At 69.0% G+C, this 13,193-nt stretch carries 12 protein-coding genes; 4 read left to right on the top strand and 8 right to left on the bottom strand.

Annotation, left to right across the window (positions count from 1 at the left end):
- Nucleotides 1-166: 166 nt before the first annotated feature.
- The gene (gene katG, locus HUJ28_03445) at nt 167-2,356 is read right to left on the bottom strand and encodes a catalase/peroxidase HPI (protein ID MBD3618502.1); all 2,190 of its coding nucleotides are present in this window, start codon (nt 2,354-2,356) and stop codon (nt 167-169) included.
- 222 nt (nt 2,357-2,578) lie between these two features.
- Between katG and HUJ28_03440 the strand changes: the two genes are divergently transcribed.
- Together HUJ28_03440 and HUJ28_03435 are read left to right on the top strand one after the other, a co-directional pair.
- Entirely contained in the window at nt 2,579-2,866 is a 288-nt protein-coding gene (locus tag HUJ28_03440) for a BrnT family toxin (protein ID MBD3618501.1), read from the top strand.
- Entirely contained in the window at nt 2,841-3,104 is a 264-nt protein-coding gene (locus HUJ28_03435) for a CopG family transcriptional regulator (GenBank protein MBD3618500.1), read from the top strand. The genes HUJ28_03440 and HUJ28_03435 overlap by 26 nt, the downstream gene beginning before the upstream one ends.
- Before the next feature lie 16 nt (nt 3,105-3,120).
- Here HUJ28_03435 and mutM read toward each other — a convergent pair whose 3' ends face one another.
- From mutM to HUJ28_03400, 7 genes are all read right to left on the bottom strand, one after another.
- Nucleotides 3,121-3,936 carry a bifunctional DNA-formamidopyrimidine glycosylase/DNA-(apurinic or apyrimidinic site) lyase gene (gene mutM, locus HUJ28_03430; protein ID MBD3618499.1) on the bottom strand — a complete coding sequence of 272 codons (816 nt, stop codon included), beginning with the start codon at nt 3,934-3,936 and terminating at the stop codon, nt 3,121-3,123.
- A gap of 1 nt (nt 3,937) precedes the next feature.
- On the bottom strand, nt 3,938-4,951 hold the full coding sequence (locus HUJ28_03425) for a hypothetical protein (GenBank protein ID MBD3618498.1): 1,014 nt from the start codon (nt 4,949-4,951) through the stop codon (nt 3,938-3,940).
- A gap of 109 nt (nt 4,952-5,060) precedes the next feature.
- Nucleotides 5,061-5,693, bottom strand: a complete 633-nt coding sequence (locus HUJ28_03420) for a hypothetical protein (protein MBD3618497.1) — start codon at nt 5,691-5,693, stop codon at nt 5,061-5,063.
- A gap of 64 nt (nt 5,694-5,757) precedes the next feature.
- Entirely contained in the window at nt 5,758-6,600 is an 843-nt protein-coding gene (locus tag HUJ28_03415; protein MBD3618496.1) for a DUF4340 domain-containing protein, read from the bottom strand.
- An 11-nt stretch (nt 6,601-6,611) separates the two neighbouring features.
- Nucleotides 6,612-7,967: a GldG family protein gene (locus tag HUJ28_03410; GenBank protein MBD3618495.1), complete on the bottom strand. Its 1,356-nt coding sequence runs from the start codon at nt 7,965-7,967 to the stop codon at nt 6,612-6,614.
- 4 nt (nt 7,968-7,971) lie between these two features.
- Nucleotides 7,972-8,727 (bottom strand): ABC transporter permease subunit, encoded by a 756-nt coding sequence (locus tag HUJ28_03405; protein ID MBD3618494.1) that lies wholly within the window; start codon nt 8,725-8,727, stop codon nt 7,972-7,974.
- Nucleotides 8,724-9,671 (bottom strand): ATP-binding cassette domain-containing protein, encoded by a 948-nt coding sequence (locus tag HUJ28_03400; GenBank protein ID MBD3618493.1) that lies wholly within the window; start codon nt 9,669-9,671, stop codon nt 8,724-8,726. Before HUJ28_03400 ends, HUJ28_03405 begins: the two co-directional genes overlap by 4 nt.
- Nucleotides 9,672-9,788: 117 nt before the next feature.
- On the opposite strand from HUJ28_03400, the gene HUJ28_03395 reads away from it, so the two are divergent.
- Complete coding sequence (locus tag HUJ28_03395) at nt 9,789-11,774, top strand: hydantoinase/oxoprolinase family protein (GenBank protein ID MBD3618492.1); 1,986 nt, start codon at nt 9,789-9,791, stop codon at nt 11,772-11,774.
- 120 nt (nt 11,775-11,894) lie between these two features.
- Nucleotides 11,895-13,082 (top strand): transposase, encoded by a 1,188-nt coding sequence (locus tag HUJ28_03390; protein MBD3618491.1) that lies wholly within the window; start codon nt 11,895-11,897, stop codon nt 13,080-13,082.
- The last annotated feature ends 111 nt before the right edge of the window (nt 13,083-13,193 follow it).

Raw genomic sequence — 13,193 nt, 5'->3', positions numbered from 1 at the left:
TCGAACTCGCAATAATCGAAAACCCGGATGACTGCAGCACTAATCATCGTTCAGGGACGAACATGGTTTTCCCCAACCCATAAGAAAGGGCGGCGTTTCGCGCGAAACGCCGCCCTTGTCATTGACGCCTTGGGTTCGGGAGCCGGGTGACCCGGCTCCCTGGCGACTACCCTCTGGCCAGGTCGAACCGGTCCAGGTTCATCACCTTGTCCCAGGCCTTGACGAAGTCCTTCACGAACTTCGCTTCGCCGTCGCCGCTGCCGTAGACCTCGGCAAGGGCCCGCAGCTCGGAGTTGGCGCCGAAGACCAGGTCGACGCGGGTGCCGGTCCACTTCTTCTTGCCGGTCTTGCGGTCGACGCCTTCGAACTGTTCCTCGTCCTTGCCGGTGGCCTTCCACTCGGTGCCGAGATCCAGCACGTTGACGAAGAAGTCGTTCGTCAGCGCGCCCGGGCGATCGGTGAAGACGCCGTGGGCGGAGCCGTCCACGTTGGTGTCGAGCACGCGCATGCCACCGACCAGCACCGTCATCTCCGGCGGGGTGAGGGTGAGCTGCTGGGCGCGGTCGACCAGCAGTTTCTCGGCCGGCACGGTGTAGCGGGCCTTCTGGTAGTTGCGGAAGCCGTCGGCGATCGGCTCGAGCACCTCGAAGGACTCCACGTCCGTCTGCTCCTGCGAGGCGTCCATGCGGCCGGGGGCGAAGGGTACGGTCAGGTCGTAACCGGCGTTCTTCGCGGCCTGCCCGATGCCGGCGCAGCCGCCGAGCACGATGAGGTCGGCCAGGGAGACCTTCTTGCCGCCGGACTGCGCGGCGTTGAAGTCGGCCTGGATGCCTTCGAGCACCTGGAGCACGTTGGCCAGCTGTTCCGGGCGGTTGACCTCCCAGTCCTTCTGCGGGGCCAGGCGGATGCGGGCGCCGTTGGCGCCGCCGCGCATGTCGGAGCCGCGGAAGGTGGAGGCCGAGGCCCAGGCGGTGGACACCAGCTCGGAGACGGTCAGGCCGGAGTCGACGATCTTCGCCTTGAGCTCCGCGATGTCCTTGTCATCCACCAGCTTGTGGTCGACCGCGGGGATCGGGTCCTGCCAGATCAGGTCTTCCTTCGGCACTTCCGGGCCGAGGTAGCGCGACTTGGGGCCCATGTCGCGATGGGTCAGCTTGAACCAGGCGCGGGCGAAGGCGTCGGCGAACTCTTCCGGGTTTTCCAGGAAGTGGCGCGCGATCTTCTCGTAGTCCGGGTCCATGCGCATCGCCATGTCGGCGGTGGTCATGATGATCGGGCGCTTCTGCGACAGGTCCTCGGCGGCCGGCGCCTGGTTGCTGTCGGTGGTCTCCTTCGGCGTCCACTGCCAGGCGCCTGCCGGGCTCTTCACCAGCTCCCACTCGTTGTTGAACAGCATCTCCAGGTAGGTCATGTCCCACTTGGTGGGCGTCGGGGTCCAGGAGCCTTCCAGGCCGCTGCCGATCTGGTCGCCGCCCTTGCCGCTCTTGTAGCCGCTCTTCCAGCCCAGGCCCATCTGGGCCATCGGGGCCGCCTCGGGCTCGGGGCCGACGTTGGACGGGTCACCCGCGCCGTGGCACTTGCCGAAGGTGTGGCCGCCCGCGGTGAGCGCGACGGTCTCGTAGTCGTTCATCGCCATGCGGGCGAAGGTGTCGCGCACGTCTTTCGCGGCGAGCAGCGGGTCCGGGTTGCCGTTGGGGCCCTCCGGGTTCACGTAGATCAGGCCCATCTGCACGGCGGCCAGCGGGTTCTCGAGGTTCTCGTGGTTCTCCTCGTAGCGCTGGTCGGCCAGCCAGTCCTTCTCGGCGCCCCAGTAGATGTCCTTCTCGGGTTCCCAGATGTCGGCGCGGCCGCCGGCGAAGCCGAAGGTCTTGAAGCCCATGGATTCCAGGGCGACGTTGCCGGTGAGGATGAAGAGGTCCGCCCAGGAGATCTTGCGGCCGTACTTCTGCTTGATCGGCCACAGCAGTCGGCGGGCCTTGTCGAGGTTCACGTTGTCCGGCCAGCTGTTCACCGGCGCGAAGCGCTGGTTGCCCGTGCCGCCGCCCCCACGGCCGTCTGCCGTGCGGTAGGTGCCGGCACTGTGCCAGGCCATGCGGATGAACATGGGGCCGTAGTGGCCGTAGTCGGCCGGCCACCAGTCCTGGGAATCGGTCATCAGGGCATGGAGGTCCTTCTTCACGGCCGCGAGGTCCAGGCTCTGGAATTCCTTCGCGTAGTCGAAGTCCTCGCCCATCGGGTCGGACTTGGCCGACTGCTGGCGCAGGATGTCCAGGTTCAGGCGATTCGGCCACCAGTCCTCGTTTTTCGTGCCGCCACCCGAGACGTGGTGGATGGGGCATTTGCTCATGTCAGACATGGGTCACTCCTTTGGTGGTGGGGGTTTATTGATTGCACAGTGAGGTTTATAGGCCCTGCATGCTAATAGTGCCAATCAATAATAACAAAAGTATTGATAGTATCTTTCTATCTTATGGTTTCTCCTCATGGGGCAATGTGATCAAGGCATGCGGGGAAAATCCCACAATAAAATACATATCATTATATGGCTGTTGGGCCGGGCTTCTGCTAGTGTTCATGCATGAGCAAGGAAAGCTTTGAATGGGATCCAGAGAAGGATCTCTCCAATCAGATGAAGCATGGTGTTTCCTTTCTGGAAGCGCAGACTGCGTTCGCTGACCCACATCGCGTTATTGCGGAAGACCTGGCACATGGTCAGGGTGAAAAACGGTATTACTGTTTTGGTAGATCGGGTGTGGGTGTCCTGACTGTGCGATTCACCTACCGCAATGGCCGAATCCGGATATATGGCGCCGGTTACTGGCGTAAAGGCAAACAGATTTATGAGCGGGAAAATCAAATACACTGATGAGCCCATGGGCCCTTTGAAGGTGGTGCAGGACTTCCTGCCTCCGCCGGAGGCGCTGGTGTTCAAGGAGGACACGGTGAAGGTCACGATTTCCCTGAGCAGGGAAAGCGTCGAGTTCTTCAAGCAGGAGGCAAGAAAGCATCACACCCAGTACCAGAAGATGATCCGCCGGTTACTGGATGCGTACACGCAGGCCCATAAGCACCCCCCAGCGAAGCGTTCCAGTCGACAGAAGTGACAGTCGTGGTGGTTCGCTAGCGCTGGCACACCGGACAGTAATACGTCGAACGCTGCCCCTGGGTGATCTGGCGGATCGCGGTGCCGCAGACCGGGCAGGGCTTGTCGGCGCGGTCGTACACCTTGAGCCGGATGCGGAAGTAGCCGGGTTGTCCGTCTTCGCGCACGAAGTCGCGCAGGGTCGTCCCGCCCTGTTTGATCGCCTCGGCCAGTACGTCCTTGATCGCCTTGACGAGTGCTGCGTAGCGCTCGCGCGAGACACGCCCGGCCGCGCGCCTGGGGTTGATGCCGGCGCGGAACAGCGACTCGCTGGCGTAGATGTTGCCCACGCCGACCACGACGTGGCTGTTCATGATGAATTCCTTGATGCTGCCCTTGCGGCCGCGGGAGCGGGCGTAGAGGTAGTCCGTGTCGAAGGCATCGGAGAGCGGTTCGGGGCCGAGCGCTGCGAGCAGCTTGTGGGCCAGCGGGTCGGTCTCGGTCCACAGGGCGGCGCCGAAGCGGCGGGGATCGCGCAGGCGCAGGGCGCGGCCGTTCTCCAGCACGAGGTCGAGGTGGTCGTGGGTCTCGGGCGCAACCCTGGCATCGACGATGCGCAGGCTGCCGGACATGCCCAGGTGCAAAATGGCGGTGCCGGCCGTGGTGCGCAACAGCAGGTACTTGCCGCGGCGCTCGACCGCGTCGATCGTCTGGCCGGCGAGCTTCCTGGCGAGTGCCCTGGGCACCGGCCAGCGCAGGCGCGGCTGGCGCACGATCACCTCGCGCACGCGGTGCCCGGTGACATGCGGCGCGATGCCGCGGCGGGTGGTCTCGACCTCCGGCAGTTCGGGCATGTCAGCCTTCGCAGCGGCCCGCGTAGAGGGCCTCGACCTCCACCAGCAGGTCGGCGCGGCAGATGTCGCCGTGCAGGTAGATCACGGGCACGGCGGTGCCCAGGTGCGCCTCGACGCGGGCGCGCACGGTGTCGAGGTGCGTGGGGTCGCGCACGTAGACCTTGAGCAGCGAGAGCTCGGCGGCGGAGGCCAGGTGCAGCCCGGTGGCGCGGTCGGCCTCGGCGAGCAGGGCGTCGATGTTGGCCATGATCTCGTCGATCTGCTGGCCGGCGTCCTCGGTATGGCGGGACTCATGGCCGACGATGCTGGCGGTGCCGGAGATGTAGAAGTGGTCCTGCCCCGGCCAGCGCTTGACGGTGGCGCGCGAGAACGACGGGCTGCGCGGGCCGTACTGCTCCGGGTATTTGAAGGCGCTCACCTGGCGCGGGTTCTCGATCTGCAGGCCGGGCGCGCGCGCGGCCAGGGCGTAGAGCTGCAGGCCCGGGGCATGGGTGCCGATGGCGGTGGCCGCCGGCAGGGTGCGTTCGAAGTCCGGGATGGCCGCCAGCACGCGGTGACGGCCGAGGCAGAAGCTGCGGTAGCGCTCCAGTTGCGGCCGCTCGCGGTTGATGTCGTGGAAGTAGTTCCACACGCGCAGCTGGTGCGGGTAGCCCTGGTGCTCGAGCACGGCGAAGAACTCGCGGTAGAGGTGCTCGACGGCATCCTCCAGGCTGGCGTAGTCGGCCTCGTTTACCAGGGCGTGTACCAGCAGGGCGTCCGGGGTGCGCGCGTAGGAGAAGAGGCCGTCGGTGCCGGTCTCCACCGGCTGGGGGCTGCGCCAGATCTCGATGCCGTCGGTGCCGCCCAGCGGGGCGAGGCCGGTCTGCACCAGGCGCGGCTCGGCCGGGTCCCGCGCCGGGGTCTCGGCAAAGCGGATCACCGCCAGCGTGCGGGGGTCGGCGAGCGCCGACGCCAGGGCGTCGGGTGCGGCCACGGTCACGCAGAACGGGATGCTCATCTGGGACGGGTCGGTCATCGGTGATCGGTTACGGGTGTCGTCCGGACGCTGTCACGAAAGCGGCCGGCCTGATGGCCGGCCAGAGGCGGGTATTGTAACGGATCGGGGCGGCGCGCGCGCCCGGCGATCACCCGGCGGGTTCGAGCACGTAGGCGCCGAGGCAGCGGGTGAAGAGCCCGGCGTTGTAGTCCTCGCGCGTGCGCTCGCTGGCGAAGATGGCATCGATCATCGGCGCGTAGGACTCGAGGTTCTGGTTGGCGGCGGAGAAGGCCTCGGCGACCTGGTCGCGGCTCTGGCCGGCGTCGCGCATCTCGTGCACCACCTCGGAGAGCAGCACGAGGTTGAAACACATGGTGGACTTCTGCCCGAGTTCGGGGTCGCTGGTGGTCTTGCCGCACTCGGCGTACTTGGTACGCAGGTAGCGGCTGGCCGGGTAGCGGCCCTGCGGGGTCTCGGCGTAGACCGTGGCGGCGATGGCGCGCTGGTGCTCGGCGAGTTCCGGCACGTTGTTGAAGAAGGCGCGCCGGCGCGTCTCCTGCGCCTCTTCCAGCGACAGGCCCCGGCTGTAGTCGGCCAGCGACCACAGGTACATCTGCCCGATCAGGTAGCACTCCTTGAGTTCGCGTTCGATGTCGGCCGCCCCGTCGGCCGATCCGGCCTCGGCGGTCTCGCCGTTCTGCGGGGTGGTGGCGCAGGCGCCGAGCAGCAGGGCGGCGAGGGCGGTGAGGAGCGCGAGGCGCAGTCCCTTGATGCGGTACATGGGTGTCTCCTGAAGGGGTGGTTCCGTTTGAGACGGTGGCACAGGCGGGCGGGGGTGTAAACCGTCAGTCGCCAGGTGTGGACTCGCCCAGCAGGTTCGCGGCCGCCTCCGCCGGCAGGGTGTAGACGATGCCGAGGTCCGGGCGGGCGAGTTCAAGGTCCGGCTCGGTCCCGGCCACGGCGAAGGTGAGGGTCTGGCCGTCCGCCAGGGTGACGGTGATGGTCGGCAGGCCCTCGCGCGGGGTGTAGGGCTTGGCCCAGAGGGCCTCGGCGTCCTGCCAGGCCGTGATGCGGGCCTGCAGGGTGTCGGCCGGGACGTCGGCGTCGGCCTGCCAGCCGGCACCGGGGGCACGCGTGATGTGCAGGTCCGGCAGCGCCAGTGCCTCGATCTGCGCGTCGCGCGGCAGCAGCCGCGGCCCCAGGTAGCTCTCGGGCGTGGCGTTGAGCAGGTAGGGGCGGGTGTCGTCGGTGAGGTGGACGCGCTCGCCGACGCGGACGTAGCGGCTGCGGCTGACGGGGTTGGTGTCGCCGAAGGCGATCACGGTGTCGTCCAGCTCGAGCCGCATGCGGGGCGGGGCGAGGCCGTAGCGATCGAGTACCAGGTCGTCGGCCGGGTAGCTGGCATGGACCGGTGCGCGGGCGAAGCCCAGCAGGTCCTCGATGCGCCGGGGGCTGGCCTCGAGTTCCCAGGGGCGGGTCATCCACCAGTGCGCGCCGCGGCGTTCGAGCTCGACCGGCGCCTGGTCCTCGCCCTGCACCACGATGCGGTCGATGGCCTCGGCCTCCAGGGCGGTGAGCCGGGCCGGGACCTCCTCGGCGCCGGGGCGCAGGAGGGCGATGGCGGCCAGCACGCCGACCGCGGCGAGCAGGCCGAGATTGATCAGGAGGCGGGTGCGCTGGCTGGCCATGGCGTCTCGCCTCAGGCCCGCCGACGGCGCAGCCAGATGACCAGGCCGGCGGTGAGCAGCGCGAGCGGCAGCACGAAGAGGAAGCCGATGGCGACCGCGTAGCCATAGCTCGGCGAGAGGTCCAGCGAGGTGTCGGGCGCCCCGCGGCTGGTGATGGCGATCAGGCTGTCGTCGGCGGCGAGCCAGTTGACCAGGCGGGTGGCGAGGTCCAGGTTGCCGCCGTGGCCGAGAAAGCCGTTGGCCAGGAAGTCGGCATCGCCGATCACGGCGATGCGCTGCTCGCTGTCCTCGACCTGGCGGGTCAGGGCCAGGCCGAGGGTGAGCGGCCCCGGCCGGTCGCCGGCCGCCTCGTCGAAGGTCACGTCGCCCTCGAGCGGGCCGGTCTCGAGCCAGGTCTCGCTGAGGGTGGTGAGCAGGGCCTGCTGTTCGAAGGTCTCGCTGCCCTGTGCCTCCACCGGGCGGGCGACGGGGAACAGGGTGAAGACCTCGAGATCCGCCGTGGCCGGGTGGCGGCCGTAGGCGGCCACCGGGATGATGGCCGGGTGGTCCATGCCCAGCAGCGAGCGCAGCTGCTGGTTGGCATCCACCAGCAGGCCGTCGGGCAGGCCCACGCCCAGCTGCCCGGCCAGCGGCGCCAGGCCCTGCAGCTCGCCGGGCTCGACCAGCCACAGCAGGGCGCCGCCGTTGTCCACGTACTGCCGGATCAGCTCGACCTCGCCCGCCAGCAGCGGCTGCTGCGGGGCGGCGATCACGAGCAGGGCGATGTTGTCCGGGATGGCGGGGGTGCGCACCAGGTTGAGTTCGCGCAGGGCGAGTCCCGAGCGCTCCAGCACCTGTGCGAGCTGGGCCAGGCCCTTGCTGTCCGTGCCGGCCAGGGCCCGCTCGCCGTGGCCCTCGAGGAAAATCGCGTAACGCTCCTCGCCACGCACCAGGCGTTGCAGGGCATTGGCCAGGGTCTGTTCGGCGAGGTCGCCCACCACTTCCTTGCGCCCGCCCAGGCGCAGCACCAGCTGGCCGGCACGCTGGATGTCGTCGGCCTTGGCACGCTGGGGTTCGAGGTCCGGGTTCACGAACTCGAGGACGACGTCGGCCTTGTGCCGGCGGTAGCGGTCGATGCGCTCCCCGATGCGGCGGTGCAGTTCCACGTCGTCGGCCACGTAGGCGGTGATGACCAGCTCGCCCTCGATGCGCGACAGCAGTTGCCGCGTCTCGGCGCTCAGTGTGTTGCGGTTGCCGCTGGTCCAGTCGGCCTCGTAGCGGTACTGGGTGCTCAGCCAGGCCAGCAGGCCGACGGCGGCCAGCAGCAGCACGACGAAGACGAGGTTCTGGAGCCGGGTGAGGCGGCGGGAGTTGGCGTCGATCTTCATGGCGTCAGCGTTGCAGGCGTTCGTTGTCCAGGCGCCGGATGGTCAGCACCAGGAAGGTGGCGATGAAGAGCAGGTAATAGGCCAGGTCGCTGGTGTCGAACATGCCCTGCAGGAAGGACAGGAAGTGCCCGTAGTGCGAGAGGTAGACGAACAGCTCGCTGGCCGAGGACTGGGTGCTGCCCGAGATGTAGAGCACGACGAGGAACAGCAGTAGGCCGAAGCTGCTCACGGCCGCCACCAGCGGCTGCTGGGCGAGGCTGGAGAGATACAGCCCCGCCGCGCCGAAGGAGCCGAGCAGCAGCAGCAGCCCGAGGGCGCTGGCGGCGAGCTTGCCCCAGTCGAGGCTGGTGCCGGCGGCGAGCGAGACCGGCATGAGCATGACCATGGCGATCATCACCCCGATGAAGCCCAGCAGCCCCAGGTACTTGCCGAGCACGATCTGGGCGCTGGAGACGGGCGCGGAGATCAGCATGGTGAGGGTGCCGTTCTGGCGTTCGTCGGCGATCAGCCGCATGGTCAGCAGCGGCATGATGGCGAGCATGATGAAGGCCGCCCAGAAGAACAGCGGCGAGCCCACCGCGTCGGTCACGCCCGGGGCGCCGGGCTGGCCGGCATAGGCCGGCTGGATCTCGGTGAGAAAGCTCTCCACGAAGACGAGAAACAGCAGGGCCAGCACGAACTGGCTCACCGCCAGGATGGACCAGGCCAGCGGCGAGAGGAACAGGCGGCGGAATTCGGCTCGGGCGATGACGGCGATCATGCGGCGGCCTCCGTGTCGTGTTCGCGGTGCACCAGGTCGACGAAGATCTGTTCCAGCGTGGCGCGCTCGGGGGTGAGCTCGGCGAGCCCCCAGTCCCCCTCGACGGCGGCCTTCGCGATCGCGCCGGCCGTGCGTGCATCGGCGCGGTGGCGGAGGCGGAAGCGCCCGTCGGCGAGCCGCTCCACGCCCTCCACCCCCGGGATCACGCGCAGGGCCGCCTCCCCGGGCGGGCGCTCGAAGCCGGCCACCAGCACGGGTTCGGCGTGGCGACCCTCCAGCCCGTCCAGGGTGTCGTCGAACACGGTGCGCCCCCGGTGGATCATCTGCACGCGGTCGCAGACCGCCTGTACCTCGGGGAGGATGTGGGTGGAGAGGATCACCGAGTATTCGCGGCCGAGCTCGCGGATGAGGTCGCGGATCTCGCGGATCTGGATCGGGTCCAGGCCGACGGTGGGCTCGTCGAGGATGACCACGGCCGGGCGGTGCAGGATGGCCTGGGCGATGCCCACGCGCTGCTGGTAGCCCTTGGACAGGTTGCCGATGAGCCGGCGCCGCACGTCGGTGAGCGCGCAGCGCTCCAGGGCGTCGGCCACCGCGGTGCGGGCCTTGCCGCCCTTCAGCCCGTGCAGGCTCGCGCAGTAGGCCAGGTATTCGTCCACCCGCAGGTCGCGGTACACGGGCGGCTGTTCGGGCAGGTAGCCCAGGTGGCGCTTGGCCTCGCGGGGGCGGTCCAGCAGGTCGATGCCGTTGATGAGGATCTCTCCCGCGCTCGGGGCCAGGTTGCCGGTGAGCATGCGCATGGTGGTGCTCTTGCCGGCGCCGTTGGGGCCGAGCAGGCCGAGCACCTCGCCCTGGCGCAGGGTCAGGCTCACGTCGCTCACGGCCTGGGCGGGTCCGTAGCGGCGGTACAGGTGGCGGGCCTCGACGAGGAATTTGGCGCTCATATCCCTTACACTGCGTTCTTCTTGTTGGGCGCGTCGCCGCGCATCGTTCCGTCCGATGTGGCGGGATTGTAACAGTGCGACGACAGGCCGTGTAATGACACTTCGATGACAGTCTGAATGACCGATTTCCCCTCCGCCGGTTCCCCGCGGCTGCTGGGCGTGGACACCGGCGGCACCTTCACCGACTTCGTCTACTTCGACGGCGCGGGCTTTCGCGTGCACAAGGTGCTGTCCACGCCCGAGGCCCCCGAGCGGGCCATCCTGCAGGGCCTGCGCGAGCTCGGCCTGGCGCTGTCGGGCCTGCGCGTGATCCACGGCTCCACCGTGGCCACCAACGCGGTGCTCGAGGGCAAGGGCGTGCGCACGGCCTATGTCACCAACCGGGGCCTGGCCGACGTGCTCACCATCGGCCGCCAGGCCCGGCGCGACCTCTACGACCTGCAGCCGCCGCCGGTGTCCCCGCCCGTGCCGGCCGAGCTCTGCCTGGAGACCGGCGGGCGGCTCGCCGCCGACGGCAGCGTGGTCGAGCCGCTCACCGAAGACGACCTGGCTGCCCTGCGCGCCGAACTGACGCGTCTCGCCCCCGAGGCCGTGGCCATCAACCTCCTGTTCGCCTTCGTCGACGACCGCTTCGAACGGGCCGTCGAGGCCGCGGTACCCGAGGGCGTGTTCGTCTCCCGCTCCTCGCAGGTGCTGCCCGAATACCGCGAGTACGAGCGCGGCATGGCCACCTGGCTCAACGCCTACGTGGGCCCGCTGATGCAGGGCTATCTCGGCCGGCTGGAGGCGGGCGTGGCCCCCGCCGGCCTCGAGGTGATGCAGAGCCACGGCGGCACCATCGATGCCGCCCGGGCCGGTGGGCAGGCCGTGCAACTGCTGCTGTCGGGACCGGCCGGCGGGCTCATGGGGGCGCGCCACGTGGCCCGAGCCTCGGCCCGCGACCGCCTGCTGAGCTTCGACATGGGCGGCACCTCCACCGACGTCGCCATGATCGACGGCGGGATCGGGCTCACCAGCGAGAGCGAGATCGCCGGCTATCCGGTGGCCGTGCCCATGGTCGACATGCACACCATCGGCGCCGGTGGCGGCTCCATCGCCTGGATCGACGCCGGCGGCCTGCTGCAGGTGGGGCCGCAGTCGGCTGGGGCCGCGCCCGGGCCCGCCTGCTACGGGCAGGGCGGTCGCGAGCCCACCGTCACCGACGCGAACCTCGTCCTCGGCCACCTGCCGGCCAGCACCCGCCTGGGCGGCGGCCTGCCGGTGGACGTGGCCGCCGCCCGCGCCGCCGTCGGCGGGCTGGCCGCGCGCCTGGGGCTCACCGTCGAGGCGGCGGCCGAGGGGATACTGCGCATCGCCAACGAGCACATGGCCCAGGCCCTGCGCGTGATCTCGGTACAGCGCGGCATCGACCCGCGCGGCTTCACCCTCATGCCCTTCGGCGGCGCCGGCGGCCTGCATGTCTGCGCCCTGGCCGACGCGCTGGGCATGGACCAGGCCCTGGTGCCCGTGCACGGCGGCGTGCTCTCGGCCCTGGGCATGCTGGTGGCCCCGCCGGGCCGCCAGCTCTCGCACAGCCGCCCCGGGCGGCTGGAGGACCTGGACGAGGCGGACCTGGAGCAGGGCTTTGCCGGGCTGGAGGCCGAGGGCCGCGCCTCGCTGTCTGTCGAGGGCGTCACCGATCCCGTCGCCCAGCGCTCGCTCGACCTGCGCTACGAGGGGCAGGCCAGCACCCTGTCCGTGCCCTGGCGCGGGCTGCCCGCGGCGGCCGCGGACTTCCACGCCGCCCACCGCGAGGCCTACGGCCATGCGCTGGACATGCCCGTGGAGCTAGTGAACCTGCGGCTGGGGCTCGCCGGCAGCCCGCCGTCGGTGCCCTTGCCGGCCCCGGCGGCGCACACCCCGGCCGGGCCTGTGGAACGATTGGCCGTGCACGGGGTCGGATCAGGGGTGCCCGTCTACCGGCGCAGTGAGCTGGCCGCCGGCCAGCGGCTGGCGGGCCCGGTCATCGTCACCGAGGCCGTGGCCACCACCTGGATCGAACCGGGCTGGTCGGTGGAGGTGGACGGCTCGTCGGGCAACCTGCTGCTTTCCCGTACAAAATGAGGGTATGATGAAACCCTCGCCAGGGACCCGGCAGACGGCCAGCCGGTAGACCGCAAGCCTCCAGTACGCCGCCCGCGCAACGATGCGCCACCTTATGTTTTCAACAGTCGAGTGCACTACATGTTCAATGGTCTGATCGATCTGCCCTGGTGGGGATACATCCTCGCCCTGCTGGGCCTCACCCATATCACCATCGCCTCCGTCACCATCTTCCTGCATCGCGCCCAGGCACACCGCGCGCTGGACCTGCACCCCGTCGTCAGCCACTTCTTCCGCTTCTGGCTGTGGCTCACCACGGGCATGGTGACCAAGGAATGGGTGGCCATCCACCGCAAGCACCACGCCAAGGTGGAGACCCCGGACGATCCGCACAGCCCGCAGGTGCTCGGTATCGGCAAGGTGATGCGCGAGGGCGCCGAGCTCTACCGCGCGGCCGCCGCCGATCAGTCCATCATGGAGAAATACGGCAAGGGCACGCCGGACGACTGGCTCGAGCGCCACGTCTACAGCCAGCACAACGTGCTGGGCGTGAGCCTGCTGCTCATCACCTACGTCGCCCTGTTCGGCGCCATCGGCCTCTCCATGTGGGCCATCCACATGATCTGGATCCCGTTCTGGGCCGCCGGCGTGATCAACGGCCTGGGCCACTACCTCGGCTACCGCAACTTCGAGCCGCGCGACGGCTCCACCAACCTCACCCCGGTGGGCATCCTCATCGGCGGCGAGGAGCTGCACAACAACCACCACGCCTTCCCGAGTTCCGCCAAGTTCTCGATGAAGCGCTGGGAGTTCGACATCGGCTGGATGTACATCCGCCTGATGCAGGCCGTGGGCCTGGCAAAGGTGAAGAAGGTCGCCCCGCAGCCGGTGCACGATGCCGAGAAGGCGCACATCGACCTGGAGACCGTGCGTGCCATCGTCGTCGCCCGTCTGCACGTGCTCTCGCACTACGCCCGCCACGTCATCGTGCCGGTGCTGCGCGAGGAACTGGCCCGGGCCGACGCCTCCTATCACCGCGCGCTGAAGAAGACCCGCCGCCTGCTGGTGCGCGACGAGTCCCGCATCACGCCCAAGGCCCAGCAGCACATCGAGCAGACGCTGGAGAAGACCAGCACCCTGCGCGTGGTCTACGAGTACCGCCAGCGTCTGCAGGACGTCTGGAACCGCAGCTACTCCAGCCAGGAGAAGCTCACCCAGGCCCTCCAGGAGTGGTGCCAGCAGGCCGAGGCCACCGGTGTGCGGGCGTTGCAGGATTTCGTGCGGCACCTGCGGGGGTTCAGTCTGGCGCCGGCGCCGGTTGCGGCCTGACGGTTAGCTGACGTTCGCCTGAAAGCAAAAAGCCCCGGCCATCTGGTCGGGGCTTTTTTGTGGGCGTCAGTTGTCCGTTTTGGAATTGAGGGGGGAGGGTAAGGGACGCTT

The organism is Chromatiales bacterium, from assembly GCA_014762505.1.
GTDB lineage: Bacteria > Pseudomonadota > Gammaproteobacteria > SpSt-1174 > SpSt-1174 > SpSt-1174.
This window is presented reverse-complemented; position numbering and strand designations above follow the sequence as displayed.

Excerpts from the sequence above, each read along its gene's own strand:
- katG (MBD3618502.1), bottom strand. The coding sequence starts at position 2,356 with ATGTCTGACATGAGCAAATGCCCCATCCACCACGTCTCGGGTGGCGGC.
- HUJ28_03440 (MBD3618501.1), top strand. The coding sequence starts at position 2,579 with ATGAGCAAGGAAAGCTTTGAATGGGATCCAGAGAAGGATCTCTCCAAT.
- HUJ28_03435 (MBD3618500.1), top strand. The coding sequence starts at position 2,841 with ATGAGCGGGAAAATCAAATACACTGATGAGCCCATGGGCCCTTTGAAG.
- mutM (MBD3618499.1), bottom strand. The coding sequence starts at position 3,936 with ATGCCCGAACTGCCGGAGGTCGAGACCACCCGCCGCGGCATCGCGCCG.
- HUJ28_03425 (MBD3618498.1), bottom strand. The coding sequence starts at position 4,951 with ATGACCGACCCGTCCCAGATGAGCATCCCGTTCTGCGTGACCGTGGCC.
- HUJ28_03420 (MBD3618497.1), bottom strand. The coding sequence starts at position 5,693 with ATGTACCGCATCAAGGGACTGCGCCTCGCGCTCCTCACCGCCCTCGCC.
- HUJ28_03415 (MBD3618496.1), bottom strand. The coding sequence starts at position 6,600 with ATGGCCAGCCAGCGCACCCGCCTCCTGATCAATCTCGGCCTGCTCGCC.
- HUJ28_03410 (MBD3618495.1), bottom strand. The coding sequence starts at position 7,967 with ATGAAGATCGACGCCAACTCCCGCCGCCTCACCCGGCTCCAGAACCTC.
- HUJ28_03405 (MBD3618494.1), bottom strand. The coding sequence starts at position 8,727 with ATGATCGCCGTCATCGCCCGAGCCGAATTCCGCCGCCTGTTCCTCTCG.
- HUJ28_03400 (MBD3618493.1), bottom strand. The coding sequence starts at position 9,671 with ATGAGCGCCAAATTCCTCGTCGAGGCCCGCCACCTGTACCGCCGCTAC.
- HUJ28_03395 (MBD3618492.1), top strand. The coding sequence starts at position 9,789 with ATGACCGATTTCCCCTCCGCCGGTTCCCCGCGGCTGCTGGGCGTGGAC.
- HUJ28_03390 (MBD3618491.1), top strand. The coding sequence starts at position 11,895 with ATGTTCAATGGTCTGATCGATCTGCCCTGGTGGGGATACATCCTCGCC.